At 56.9% G+C, this 13,144-nt stretch carries 9 protein-coding genes; 6 read left to right on the top strand and 3 right to left on the bottom strand.

What is annotated here, in order from left to right; all coding sequences use genetic code 11:
* Window positions 1–23 precede the first annotated feature (23 nt).
* From FY156_22445 to FY156_22435, 3 genes are all read left to right on the top strand, one after another.
* The gene (locus FY156_22445; GenBank protein ID UXS04244.1) at window positions 24–794 is read left to right on the top strand and encodes a transporter substrate-binding domain-containing protein; all 771 of its coding nucleotides are present in this window, start codon (window positions 24–26) and stop codon (window positions 792–794) included.
* Between the two features lie 84 nt (window positions 795–878).
* Complete coding sequence (locus tag FY156_22440) at window positions 879–1,529, top strand: ABC transporter permease subunit (GenBank protein UXS05209.1); 651 nt, start codon at window positions 879–881, stop codon at window positions 1,527–1,529.
* A 7-nt stretch (window positions 1,530–1,536) separates the two neighbouring features.
* Window positions 1,537–2,214, top strand: a complete 678-nt coding sequence (locus tag FY156_22435; protein ID UXS04243.1) for an ABC transporter permease subunit — start codon at window positions 1,537–1,539, stop codon at window positions 2,212–2,214.
* Window positions 2,215–2,303: 89 nt separating this feature from the next.
* Here the strand turns inward: FY156_22435 and FY156_22430 are convergent, their stop codons facing one another.
* A complete protein-coding gene (locus tag FY156_22430) occupies window positions 2,304–3,338 on the bottom strand; it encodes a LacI family DNA-binding transcriptional regulator (protein UXS04242.1) in 1,035 nt (344 codons plus the stop codon).
* Between the two features lie 283 nt (window positions 3,339–3,621).
* Between FY156_22430 and FY156_22425 the strand changes: the two genes are divergently transcribed.
* From FY156_22425 to FY156_22415, 3 genes are read left to right on the top strand one after another with little or no spacing between them, the layout of a single operon-like run.
* Entirely contained in the window at window positions 3,622–4,197 is a 576-nt protein-coding gene (locus FY156_22425) for a hypothetical protein (protein UXS04241.1), read from the top strand.
* Window position 4,198: 1 nt separating this feature from the next.
* Window positions 4,199–5,845 (top strand): GMC family oxidoreductase, encoded by a 1,647-nt coding sequence (locus FY156_22420; protein UXS04240.1) that lies wholly within the window; start codon window positions 4,199–4,201, stop codon window positions 5,843–5,845.
* 2 nt (window positions 5,846–5,847) lie between these two features.
* The gene (locus tag FY156_22415; protein ID UXS05208.1) at window positions 5,848–7,287 is read left to right on the top strand and encodes a c-type cytochrome; all 1,440 of its coding nucleotides are present in this window, start codon (window positions 5,848–5,850) and stop codon (window positions 7,285–7,287) included.
* A gap of 63 nt (window positions 7,288–7,350) precedes the next feature.
* On the opposite strand, the gene FY156_22410 is transcribed toward FY156_22415, so the two are convergent.
* Window positions 7,351–10,107 carry an insulinase family protein gene (locus FY156_22410; GenBank protein UXS04239.1) on the bottom strand — a complete coding sequence of 919 codons (2,757 nt, stop codon included), beginning with the start codon at window positions 10,105–10,107 and terminating at the stop codon, window positions 7,351–7,353.
* Window positions 10,107–13,022, bottom strand: a complete 2,916-nt coding sequence (locus tag FY156_22405) for a TonB-dependent receptor (GenBank protein UXS04238.1) — start codon at window positions 13,020–13,022, stop codon at window positions 10,107–10,109. Before FY156_22405 ends, FY156_22410 begins: the two co-directional genes overlap by 1 nt.
* Window positions 13,023–13,144 lie beyond the last annotated feature (122 nt).

Here is a 13,144-nt window from a genome sequence, read left to right as displayed (position 1 = left end):
AAACAACACAGAGAGGAACGACTATGCACAAGGTATTTAAAGTTCTGGCCGCTTCGGCCGTTGCCGCCCTGCTTGCAGGTGGCGCAAGCGCCGAAGATCTGACCATCCGCTGGGGAACCGAGGCGGGCTACAAGCCTTTCATGTACAAGACCGAGGCCGGTGAACTGGCTGGCTTCGACTACGATATCGGTAACGCGATCTGCGAAGTGCTGAAAGCAAAGTGCACCTGGACCGAGCAGGACTGGGACGGTCTTATCCCCGCTTTGCAGTCCGGCAAATATGACGCGATCCTCGCGTCGATGTCGATCACCGAAGAGCGCAAGCGCGCCGTCGACTTCACCGGCAAATACTACAAGATCCCCTATCGCTTCGTTGCTCCGGCAAAGGCCGGCCTGACGCCTGAAACGCTCGATGGTAAAACCGTTGGCGTACAGAGCGGCACGGTAACCCAGGTATTCCTGGAAAAGACCATGCCTGGTGTCACCGTCAAAACCTACCCGACACAGGACGAAGTCTGGCTTGATCTGGCCGCCGGTCGTATCGATGCCGGCATGGCGAACATGGTGGTGGTACAGGATAGCTTCCTTGCAACGCCGCAGGGCAAGGACTTTGCCTTCTTTGGTCCGGAATACACCGAAGACAAGTATTTCGGCGAAGGCACGGGTATTGCGCTTCGCAAGAAGGACAGCAAGCTGCGCGACACCATCAGCGGCGCGATCAAGACGATCCGCGAGAATGGCACCTACGCGAAGATCAACGCCAAGTATTTCCCGTTCGACGTCTACGGTAAATAATCCGCAGTGGCGCCGCCTTAAAAAAGGCGGCGCCTTCAGCCAAGGGGATGAAGTCGCGTGGATACCCTGTTCGCATATGGTCCGATGGTGCTTTCAGGCATTGGTCTGACAATCACGTTGTCGCTTGCTTCGCTGGTTCTGGCGGTTTTCTTCGGCCTGCTCGGCGCCTGGGCAAAGCTGTCGCGACATCGCTTGCCGAACATCCTCGGCAATGGCTACACGACACTCGTCCGCGGTATTCCCGACCTCGTTTTAATGTTGATCGTTTATTTCGGTGGTCAGACCCTCGTCAATTCGATCGGCGAAATGACCGGCTTGTGGGATTACATCGAGATCAGCCCTTTCGTCGCCGGCACCGCGACCATCGGCTTCATTTTTGGCGCCTACATGACGGAAACGTTTCGAGGCAGCTATGCCGCACTGGACAAGGGTGAAATTGAAGCAGCACTTGCCTGCGGCATGCGACCGCTGACGTGGCTGCGCCTGATTGTCTGGCCGCAATTCGTGCCCTTGGCTCTGCCGAGTTTCACCAACAACTGGCTGGTGCTTCTCAAGACAACGGCACTGGTGTCGATCATCGGCCTACAGGATGTGATGTATAACGCCAATCAGGCAGGGCGCTCATCCCACCAGCCATTCCTGTTCCTGCTCCTGGCCTTTGCCGTCTATCTCGGTCTGACATTCCTTTCCGATCTTGCCCTGCGGCAGCTTCGAAACCGCTACAAGCTTCAATAGGTGCTGCATGGACTTCGCGCTGATCTTCGAGAACTGGCCGCTTTTCGCCCATGGTTTGTGGGTCACCGTTTCGATGGTTGGGATTGCGCTCGCCCTTGGCGCAATTCTGGCGATCCCGCTCGCTCTCGTGCAAGCCTATAACGTTCCCTTCCTCGGGAAAGCCGCGGCAACCTATTCATACGTGTTCCGTGGAACGCCGCTTCTGGTGCAGCTCTATATTCTCTATTACGGCCTTGCCCAGTTTCAAGGCGTTCGTGAGTCAGCACTTTGGCTCTTGCTCGGCAACGCCTATACCTGCGCCATCGTCGGCTTCACGCTCAACAGTGCAGCCTATGTTGCAGAGATCTACCGAGGTGCACTCGTCAGTCTGGACAAAGGCGAACTGGAAGCTGCCGCTGCCTACGGCATGACGCGCGCTCAGGTGATCCGGCTGATCGCCCTCCCACAGGCATTTCGCCTGTCATTGCCAGCCTATTCCAATGAGGTGATTTTCCTCTTGCACGCAAGCGTGGTTGCTTCGACGATCACTATCGTCGACATTCTTGGGGCCGGACGCAAACTGAATTCGACCTATTACGTGGTCTACGAAGGCTTTCTCACGGCTGCTGCGCTCTACATGGTCGTTGTGCTGTTTATCACAATGGTTTTCAGGAAGAGCGAACGCAAATTTCTGGCGTTTCGTTGATACACTTGTGCCCTCTGCCTGTACGGCACTGGGTCGCTGAAGGCGGCTGAGGAATTGGTATGGCCTTGGTTCCAAGAACCGGACATATCTTACCGGTTTGGCGTGGCAGGCGCTGGTCCGCAAGTTTGCCGAACGACCAGATCGGCAGGAAGAATCTGGCTGTTTGCCGGCAGCGACGGTTCTTTCAGTCGTGCAATCATACGGCTTGCCGCTGCCCTGCCGATAAGCTCGGGGTGGGTTGCAACCGATGTCAGTTTCGGACGCCGGGCCTCACCATTCAGCACGTCATCGAAGCCGATCAGCGAATGGTCACGGCCGAGCGCGACCCCAAGATCGTAAAATCCGGCGGACAGGCCAAACGCGGTGATGTCATTGAAACAAAGCGTTGCGGTGGATGCCGGATAACACTTCATGAGCTCGCTGGCGCATCCGGGAATATCCGCAATCGACCCGGGGATACGGAAAATTGCCTTATCATCGAGCCCGTGCGAAGACATCGTGCTTTTGTAGGATGCGACACGCTCACGATACGCCGAATGCTCGGCCCCCTGAACCGCCAGATTGATCGCGCGGTGTCCGAGTTTCACAAGATGATCGACGGCGAGCCGTACACCTTGCTGATAATCCACTCCGACATAATCGAGATTTCGAGTGACGTGTCGCAACGTCTGGACGGCCGGCATTGATCCGAAACTACGACCTTCGTCCCAATCATTTGGCGTTTCGGCCGCCGGGCAGATGATCACACCGTCCACGCCATGTTCACGCATCCGCCGCATCAAGTCTGTCTGCCGGCCGCAATCATCCTGGCTGTTTGCCATCAGCACGGCGAGATGATGCTGGTCGAGGACCGCTTCAACACCCGCCAGAAATTCTGCGAAGAACGGGTTCGAAAGATTTGGCACGATGAGGCCGATAAGCCTGCTCTGTACGGAGCGTAGCCGCGCTGCTGTCAGATTGCGGACATAACCCAGTTTTTCGATGGCCGCTTCGACGCTTTCGCGCGTGGACTTCGAGACAAGCGGGCTCTGCCGAATAACCAGCGAGGCCGTTGCGCGCGAGACCCCGGCCTCCCTCGCCACATCAATCAAGGTCACCTGACGGTTCGAGCCATGGTCTTTCATGCGATCCAGCGTGTCTTGGACAACTTTAAGGTCAGTGCGGAACCGATCCTTACACGACCACAAGCCGAACCGTCCAGACAGGTTTGGAGCAGTTCGGGATAGCCGCCCGGAGTCAAAAATGCTGCACTGCAAAATTTCTGAATTGACTTAGATCGATCTAAATAGCAAAAACAGTGCGTCATTTCGACCCTGGCGATCGTTGTCAACGCACCACGAGCCGAAATCAAAGTCCTGTTTTTAATTTCACTGCCCATGACGTGGCGGATCGAACCCGCACGTCCCTATGGAACTTGATATGGAAATTTTGTCCGACCCCACACCATCCACGCAGGGAATTGGTGACCAGCCTGTCATCACCCGGCGCGCGCTGATGACCGCGACTGCCGCGCTTGTTCTGGCCATGACCACTGATCGGCAGAGTTTTGCTGACGATGCCAAAGCCAGCGTTTTTGCAAACTTCTATGCGGTCTCAAAAACGATTACCGGCAAGTCCGATCTGTCTTCCATCACGTCTGCACGCATCTACGATGCTCTGCTGATTGATCATCCAGATCTGCCTTCCACCATCGCGGCACTGGGCATCTTGTCCGACCGCCATGTCACGGCGCTGCAGTTGAAGGAGGCGGCGACCGAGGCCGGTCAAGGCGATCTCCTCAGCACGATCCTGACTGCCTGGTACACAGGCACGATCGAAACGTCGAAAGGGCCGGTCGTCGTCGCTTACAGGGAAGCACTGATGTACCTCCCCGTCGCGGATGGTCTGATCGTTCCAACCTACTGCAATAAAGGCCCGATGTGGTGGACAGGTCTGCCGCCACAGATCGCCCGCATGCCTATCAACAATCCGAAAGTTCTCTGACATGAAATCACCAGTGTTTTCCAATGGCGATGCCACGGCTGACGTGGTCATTGTCGGTTCGGGCGTTGTCGGCGCAATGATGGCCGATCAATTGGCAGGTGAGGGCAAATCGGTTCTGGTTCTCGACGCGGGATTGCGTATCCAGCGGGCTCAAGCGGTGGAGAACTGGCGCAACATGCCGTTCAAGAACCGCACCGGCTCTGATTTCCAGGGTCTCTATCCCCAGTCCAAGTGGGCGCCAGCCCCGCTCTACTGGCCGGAAAACAATTTCGTGGAATTGTCCGGCCCCGATGGCAAGGGGTTCAAACAGGGCTACCTGAAAACCGTCGGCGGCACGACCTGGCACTGGGCAGCATCGTCCTGGCGGCATCTGCCTGTCGATCTGAAAATGTATTCAGCCTACGGCGTAGGACGCGACTGGCCGATTTCCTACGACGAACTCGAGCCCTATTACTGTCGGGCGGAAGACACGATGGGGGTCGCGGGACCAAACGATCCAGCATTGCAATCTCCCGCCGAGCGCAGCCGTCCCTATCCGATGGACATGGTGCCCTGGAGTTATGGCGATAAGCGGTTTGCCGAAGTCGTCAATCCGCACGGCTTCCGCTCGGTTCCTATCCCACAGGGACGCAGCACAAGACCCTGGAACGGTCGGCCAACCTGCTGCGGAAACAACAATTGCCAGCCCATCTGTCCCATCGGCGCAATGTATAACGGCATCCACTCGGTTGTTTCGGCTGAAGCCAAGGGTGCTGTCGTGCTGGCCGAATCCGTCGTCTACAAAATCGATACGGACGAGAACAATCGTATCACCGCGATCCACTGGTACGATAACAAGCATGTCTCCCACAAGGCCACCGGGCAAGCCTTCGTCATTGCCTGCAACTCGCTGGAGTCCCCACGTCTTCTCCTGGCGGCAGCCAACGACCGCAATCCCGCAGGCATCGCCAACTCTTCCGATCAGGTCGGTCGCAACATGATGGATCACTCGGGCTTCCACTGTTTCTTCCAGGCTGATGAACCCTTGTGGATCGGCCGTGGACCTGCGCAGAGTAGCTGTCTCGTCGGCCCGCGTGATGGTGAATTCCGGTCGGAATACTCCGCGAACAAGATGATCCTGAACAACATCACCCAGGTCACATCTGCGGCAACCGCCGCCCTGAAACAGGGATTGGTCGGCGATGAGCTCGACGCCGAGATCAGAAAGCGCTCAATCCACGGCGTCGATCTTTCGATCAGCCTCGAGCCTCTTCCAGAAGCGCATAACCGGGTCACTCTGAGCAAGACGCGCGTGGACCCTCACGGCATACCCTGCCCCGATGTCTACTACGATGTCGGCGGTTATGTGCGTAAAGGCTATGACGCCGCCGTCACGCAACTCGAACAGATCGCCAGGCTCTTCAACGCTACCGACCTGCACATCACCACGTCGCTCAACGCCAACAACCACATCATGGGCGGCTGTATCATGGGGGCAAACCCCAAGGATTCGGTTGTGGATGGCAACTGTCTTTCGCACGATCACGGCAACCTGTGGATCGCTGGCGGTTCCGCCATGCCGTCCGCCAGCGTGGTGAACAGCACACTGACCATGGCCGCGCTTGGCTTGAAGGCAGCCGACGACATTTCCCGCCGGATGGGGGCATGACCATGCGTGACGTCACCAAACGCACAATGCTCGTTGCCTCATTGCTCGGTATTGGTCTGGCGTTTTCTGCTCCCGCACAGGGACAGGAACCGTCGGCCGACATGAAAGCTCTTATCGAGCAGGGCAAGATGGTCGCTATAGGCGCCGACTGCATGGCTTGCCACACGGTGCCAAACAAGGGTGCCCCTTTTGCCGGGGGGTACGGCATCGTTTCGCCGCTTGGAACCATCTTCTCCACCAACATTACGCCTTCGAACACGGCGGGTATCGGAACCTATACGGAAAAAGACTTCGAACAGGCTGTCCGCAAGGGCATTCGGAAAGATGGTCAGCATCTCTATCCGGCCATGCCTTACGATGCCTATGCGGAAATGACCGACAAGGACATCCACGCCCTCTACACCTACTTCATGCAGGGTGTGGCGCCCGTCGACGGCAAGCCGAAAGATTACACTGCGCTGCCATTTCCCTTTAACCTGCGTTTTTCGATGGCATTCTGGAACCTGCTTTATGCCACGAAGACGCCATTCAGCGCCGATCCAGCCAGATCAGACGAACTCAATCGTGGCGCCTATCTCGCCGGCGCGCTTGGCCATTGCAGTTCCTGCCACACTCCACGCGGACCGTTGATGGGCGAGAATAGTGGTGCGTTCCTGGCAGGTGGTTTCGTCGGGCCGTGGTATGCCCCTAACATAACCTCAGACCCGGTCAGCGGGATCGGTGGCTGGAGCAACGATGAACTCGTCGCATATTTCCGCACCGGCCACGCAGAAGGCAAGAACCAGGCAGCCGGCGGCATGGCGGAAGCGGTTCAAAACAGCTTGCAGCACCTGCCCGACAGCGATCTCAAAGCTTTGGCTGCCTATCTCAAGACGGTTCCCGCCATCCGCGATCCGCTCGAAACACAGCCTGCTCATGCGTTTTCAGGGACGGGCAGCGACGAGGACAAGATCCGCGGTCTCTATGCCCAAAACGAACACGACAGCCTGCGCAACGGCGAGCAGATGTACAGCGGATATTGCGCAAGCTGCCATCAGCCGAATGGAGCAGGCAGCGAAAACCAGGCTTATCCCTCGTTGTTTCACAACACTGCAACCGGATCGATCGAGCCCGCCAATCTTGTTGCCACAATTCTTTATGGGGTCGAACGGACAACGGGCCATCATGAGGTGTTGATGCCAGGGTTTGGCAAGCAGTCCTATGTCGACCCGTTGAGCGATCAGGACATAGCCGACGTCTCGAACTATGTTCTGACCAAATTCGGCAACCCGGATGCACATGTCTCGCCAGCGGATGTTGCAGCCGCACGTGCCGGCGGCCCTGTCCCGCTTCTGGCAAAAGTACAGCCGTTCATGTTGCCTGCAGCGCTCCTCGGTCTTGTCGCGGCAATGACTGTTGCCGGTTACATCGTCACCAGATCAAGGGCACGGCTGACGCATTAATTCTGACGTGACCCGGCTTTTTGTCGGGTCACGCAACCGCTTGCAGCAATTCAAACGCCGGATTTAAGGCTCCGCTCTCTCAACCGGCAAGCGCGTCAGGACCGCGAGATTATCTGTCTTGAAAACGGAAGCCGCTTCGGCCTCGAAAACCTGCTGCGTCAAACGCCCAGGCAGACCTTTCATGCGCGTGAGATAACCGGCGTTGTCGTACCGGCGATAACTCAGCGCCAGCCGTCGCAGCCATGTATTGGGATCATCAAGCCGGCTGCCTTCGGCAAAGTCGATGTCGGCACGGATACGATCGATGTCAACGCCCCGAACGATCTCTGGCATGCGATCCAGTACCCCGATGGCAGCATCTGTAAGCTCCTGCGCCCTCTCAGGCGCGCAGTAAAATGACAGCGTACCGATAGCCCGATTGCTTCCCGCATCCAGTTCAAGCTCGAACTGCAGGGTATAGATGCCACCCAGCTTGTAGCGCAGTTCGTTTTTCAGCGCCTGTTGAGCGACGGGATTAAGCGCCGAAATGAGGAAACTTGTTTCCGGCGTCCAGTTCATGGGCGTGAAGAACGACAATTGCACGCGGGCACGGTCGCCGTCGCCATCCTCCACGCTTGCCGCGTGAAGTCCCTCGCGCTGCAAAGCAGGTGCCGTTTTGAGAACTGCCTGGCGGGACACGGCGCCAATGGTTTTGGCAAAGCCGTCGCGAATATTGTCATCGGGAGCAGTCCCTACGGCAAACCATGTGACAGGCTGGGCCAAGAGTTTTGAAGCGGCAGCCTGCAGCTCCCCAACGGTCAGTGACGCCGGCGTACGCTCGGGTTGCCCGAGGCCAAAAAGAAGTTGCGCATAGTCATCGCCCTGATCAGCACTTGCGGCACTGAGACGATGAAACTCCGCGACGGCCTCTGGACGGACAGTCCCGAAAGCAATGTCCTGCGCATAACGCTCGAGAAGAGCGGGAAGACGTTCCGGTGTAGCGGCAACTGCCGCATCAAGCACATTGGCCTTCAGAGCATAACTCCAGCGGCTGCCGCCGGGCTGCGCTTCTGTCCAGCGATCGAATTCCTCCTGCGTCCAGAAGCGAAAACCGCTCTGCGCCCACAGTTGCACCGCCACCTGCGAAAGTGTGCTACCGAGCTCCACGTTGCGAAAACCCGGTGACGACTGACCGGAAAGGTAAATCTTGCCATCCGGTGTATCGCGTACCAGCCAGACGACCCGATCGCCATTCGAAAGTGTCCACTCCCGGATGTCTGGGTTTTCGAGGTTGCGTACTTCTGCCACCGAGCCCGTTTGTGGAACGGTCGCATCGGCGGGCCACGAAGGGATAGGAGTCTCGGCAACCTGTTTCGGATTGGAGAGCGGCGGCAGATCTGGCAGCTTCGGCAAAGCCGCAAGGCGGTCACCGATCGCCGTCACGTCGGCAACGGACGGCAGGGAAACACTGACGCCGCCAGGAGCCTGATAAAAAAGCACCTGATCCGGAGACGACAACATCTCCCGCATACGGGCCTCAAGGTCTTCAAGCGTTATGCGGTCGAGATGAACACGGGTGCGGTCTGCTCTTTTGGCGGGATCATCGACCACTGAGCCTGTCAGCACTGCAGAAGCAATACGATCTTCCCATTCGGCAAAGGTGCGGCCTTCGGCAGCTTTGACATTGGTGTCATTGATGCGCCGCGCAGAGGCCATCAGCCGGTCAAAGGCTGACTTCGCAATTCCCTCACGCCTGACACGCTCGATAGCCTCAAGCATAACAGGCAGAGCAGCGGCATGATTTGCGCCGGACGCGTTGAAGGCAAGGATCAGCCGGTGTTCCGTGGTTTCCTGGGCCACGAAACCAAGCCTGTCGACCGAGTTTTCATAGTGCGGTGCCTGCGCCTGGATGGCATCTCGGATCAGACGGGTGAGAAAATACTTCTGAAGATAGGCAAGCTGTCCCTCTTCACTCGTCCGATCGGGCATGGCTAGGCGAAACGCATAGGTCGTCTGGGATGACGTGCCTGCCGGGTCCTGCACAAGCCCGGTGCTGAGACCCGCCTTTAACGGCAGCTCGAGATAGGACCGGTCCGGTCTTGCACGCTTGGGAGCGGAACCGAATGCCGCCTTGATCGCAGCTTCCGCACTGGCCTTATCGATACGGCCCGAGACGACGAGGGTCATGTTCGAGGCCGTGTAAAAGCGATCGTAGAAAGCACGGATATCCTCGATCGAGGCATTTTCGATGGTTTCCCGCGTACCGATTGTCGAGCGATCAACATAACGGGAACCGACGCGCAAGGCCGCCTTTTTCTGGCGACTGATACGATCGGCCGTTTTGTTGCCCTGCCGCAGCTCCTCAAGGATCACGAACCGTTCCTTCGCCCAGTCCTCCTGTCGCAACTGCGCACCGAAAACCGTATCGGAAGCGAGCTTCAATGCGCCTGAGAGATCGAGAGCATCATTGGGGCGCGTACGGATCATATATTGCGTTTCGCTTTCACGCGTCACGGCATTGATCTGCAAACCCTGTCGCCAGCCGATCTGCTGGATGTAACGATGGATGCCTTCAGGATAGGTTTCGTTCGACTGGAACACCATGTGCTCCAGAATGTGGGCGATACCGCTCGGCTCTTCTTCATCCACCGATCCGGCGTGAACAATCAGCCGGATATTGAACGGATCTGTCGCCTTGCCACTATCATAGAGGACATAGGCGAGACCGTTATCGAGCGTTCCACGGGTGAGGCGCGGGTCCCACTCCGCCTCGCCAGCATGGGCCAGCGGAGCCACGAGCATAACGATGGCGGCAACAAAGCGCGAAAGCACAACCATCATCAGAACGTCGCCTTGGCGCCAACCCAGACGGTTCTGCCGATCAGCCAGGGCCTCGTCGTGGACGCTGTGGCGTTTCCGTTTTCATTGAAGACGTTATCGACACGAACGTTCAGGGTGAGGTCGGCATCATCCTTTTTCCAGACCTGGTAGCTCGCAGCGAGATTGACCGTGAACAACGGATCGAAGTCGAAATCCTCGTAGATCTCGTGCGACTTTCCATCGATCGAGATGGTGCCATCGGTCGCTTTTGCACCCGTATAGCCGAGATTGTAATTGGCGTTGACGTCAAGAACCAGGGAGTTATCGAACCAGCTGCTGGAAAGCCCTGCCTGGAAACGTACGGGAATATCCTTATTCCCCGTGACAACATTGAAGCCGGCGAGCGTGTACGACTGCCCTTTGTAATAGACGTACTCGTCCTCGAATGAATCTTCGTAGTAATTGTCGTTCGAAACTTCCCGACGCGACCAGGTAACGGATGCATTGAAGAGCAACTGTTCGAGCGGCCCGAAGTTCGCGATATCGAATTCTTTGGCATATTCAGCTGTGACCGATTGGTACGCACCGCTGCCATCATTGGAAAGAACGCGAGTCGAGTTTCCAATTTGCGTCGTGGCATACTGGTCCTTCGAGCGACGATCAACGAACCTCAATCGCCATTCACCACCAAGCAGTGGTTCAATTCCCGACAATCCAAAGGTGAGTTCGTCGCTGTACGGAGTGTCAAGATCGGAGGCGCGATTGGTGTAGGTTTGAGAAGTGGTAGGGGGGTTCCAAACGCCAACCAAGCCACCAGTTTGCGAACGAGTCTGGGTTTGCGCCCGTGGCTGCCTGTCACGAATGGCGTAAGCCAAGCTCTGCGCGTCGTAATAACGGTTTGCGCCAAGCGAGATTGAGAAGTCATCGAAGGGAGTGATGGTTGCAACCAAGCGCGGTGCAACATCGACGTTTTTCATATAATCGTCATAGGTGATACGGGCGCCGCCACGGACGTTGAACCAGTCCCAAGTCTGCTCCAGTTCTGCGTAGGCACTGAACTGGTTGAGGCGCGCGTGTACATCAAAGGCTCTGTAAGTCGTCTTTGTGTTTGCGAACTGTTCCTCGTTGCACTCCTCCGCTGTATTGCAGATAAATTTCATATTCGCCAAAGCGTTAGTCTGGTTGCGTACCATGTAACTGCCATAATAGGTGGAGTCTTCCGGTCGGCGACGATAGGCGTCGGTATAGCTGTATTCTCCCCCCAATTTGAAGGAGCCGCTTCCAATATCCCCGCTCACATCCTGCGACCAGGTGAGGCTATCCTGCCCTTGCTCCTTATCACCAGTGGCACCGTCATAGCATAGTGTGCTGGCCGTGAGCGACGGATCGGTACGGCACCAGTCCGAAATCCCGGATACATCTGTCGCTTCGAAACGCTTTACTCTGCCCGAAAAAAAAGTTTGAACGTAGGCGCGAGCAACGTTGCCATTCATGTCATTGGCATTTTCCGAGCCACTATAACTCAGCTTCGAATTGAGCTTCACATTTGAAAAGGCAACACCGCCAAGGTCGAAATTGGCAAACTCGTAGTTATGTTCCAACTTGGCACTCAGACCGGTGGCAGTCTGATCGATTTTCATGTTGCGCCATTTTTCGTTATCCCACACCTGATGGTAATCGGTGTAGACGCCTTCCAGAGTGAAATCACCGAGGTCGGTATTGGCTTTGATCTGTGCCCGGTAAAACTCGTTTTTGGAGTCTTCATCGACTCGACGGTTTTCGATGTACTGATAGTCCTTGTCTTTACCGGTCACGGCCGTCTGGCGGCTATATTGCCCAAGAATTGCAATATTGTCTGTGATCGGCCCCGTAACGGAAACACTGGTGCGCCGCTTGATGTACTCGGGCGTTGCCACCCCGTTTGGGTTTAATCCTGTTTCCGTACCGAGATTGTAGCTCGTCCAGCGACTGGAGGTGAAATCGGTGCTGACGCTGCCCTGCCAGCGGTCAAAAGCAGCCTGCTGCATCTTGTAAGACACGACCCCGCCCTGGAAATTTCCAAAGGCAGCGGAGACGTTGCTGTCCATCACCGTCACACCTTCGAGAAAATCGGTTGGCACATAGATGGATTGCGAATGCAAGCCATAGATACGATCCTGATTTATTGAACCCTCATCAAGATCGCCATTACCATAAGCTTCTGCCGTTCCAGTCACCGTATTGATCGGCATGCCCTCGAGAATGAAGTTGTTCTCGTAGACACGCGCACCGGAGATCGAGACTTCGCGTGGTCTCAGATCGATCAAGTCCTGATCGGAAACGCCTGCGTCGTCATCGATATCGTTCTGGTACTGCACGTTCGGCAGATTGCGCAAAATGTCGTTGGCGTCGTTTCCTGCCGAGCGGGCAACAATCTGGCCTCCGGAAATTGTCGTTGTGCCGGTATCGGAAAGGCTGCTGGTGCCGAGAGAAACGCCTCTGTTGCCGCCAGCAACCGAGATCGTATCGAGAAGGGTGGTGTCGCCACCCTCGGCAGCGGCAGCGGCTTTTGCATCCACCAGCGTCACCGTCTGCGGGCCGGTGATGCGAACGGCAATACCGGTCCCGGCCAGCATTGCTTGCAGAGCGGCTTGCGGCGCAAGGCGTCCTGATACCGGTCTGGATTGCAGATTGCCGACGAGTGCTGCAGGGTATCCAACCTGCCAGCCGGTCGTGCGAATGAATGCCTTGATAGCGCTGGCAAGCGGCTGCGCCGGAATGGAGAAGGAAACGCTCTGCGCCGTTGCTTCAGCCGGCACCGTCGTCTGCGCCAGGGAGGGCGAAGCCAGAACCAGCATCAATGCTGAGGATGCCAACCAGACCGCAAACTTTACGACCGGTCTTTTTCCGCTAGCGCCACGATGACCACCAGCTACCTGCCCCGCATACAATGCCATTTCCATCTCCTGAACGCCTCTCATCCACCATCATGGAAGACGAGCCACTGATCGATCCGCTGAGCCCCCTCGGCTCGGCGATGGCCTGCTGCACTGCAACAGGCCCTCAGTAGCGTTCGACG

The sequence above is a fragment of the Agrobacterium tumefaciens genome, assembly GCA_025559845.1.
GTDB lineage: Bacteria > Pseudomonadota > Alphaproteobacteria > Rhizobiales > Rhizobiaceae > Agrobacterium.
This window is presented reverse-complemented; position numbering and strand designations above follow the sequence as displayed.

Coding starts and splice junctions, on each gene's coding strand:
- FY156_22445 (UXS04244.1), top strand. CDS start 24: ATGCACAAGGTATTTAAAGTTCTGGCCGCTTCGGCCGTTGCCGCCCTG.
- FY156_22440 (UXS05209.1), top strand. CDS start 879: ATGGTGCTTTCAGGCATTGGTCTGACAATCACGTTGTCGCTTGCTTCG.
- FY156_22435 (UXS04243.1), top strand. CDS start 1,537: ATGGACTTCGCGCTGATCTTCGAGAACTGGCCGCTTTTCGCCCATGGT.
- FY156_22430 (UXS04242.1), bottom strand. CDS start 3,338: ATGAAAGACCATGGCTCGAACCGTCAGGTGACCTTGATTGATGTGGCG.
- FY156_22425 (UXS04241.1), top strand. CDS start 3,622: ATGGAACTTGATATGGAAATTTTGTCCGACCCCACACCATCCACGCAG.
- FY156_22420 (UXS04240.1), top strand. CDS start 4,199: ATGAAATCACCAGTGTTTTCCAATGGCGATGCCACGGCTGACGTGGTC.
- FY156_22415 (UXS05208.1), top strand. CDS start 5,848: ATGCGTGACGTCACCAAACGCACAATGCTCGTTGCCTCATTGCTCGGT.
- FY156_22410 (UXS04239.1), bottom strand. CDS start 10,107: ATGATGGTTGTGCTTTCGCGCTTTGTTGCCGCCATCGTTATGCTCGTG.
- FY156_22405 (UXS04238.1), bottom strand. CDS start 13,022: ATGGCATTGTATGCGGGGCAGGTAGCTGGTGGTCATCGTGGCGCTAGC.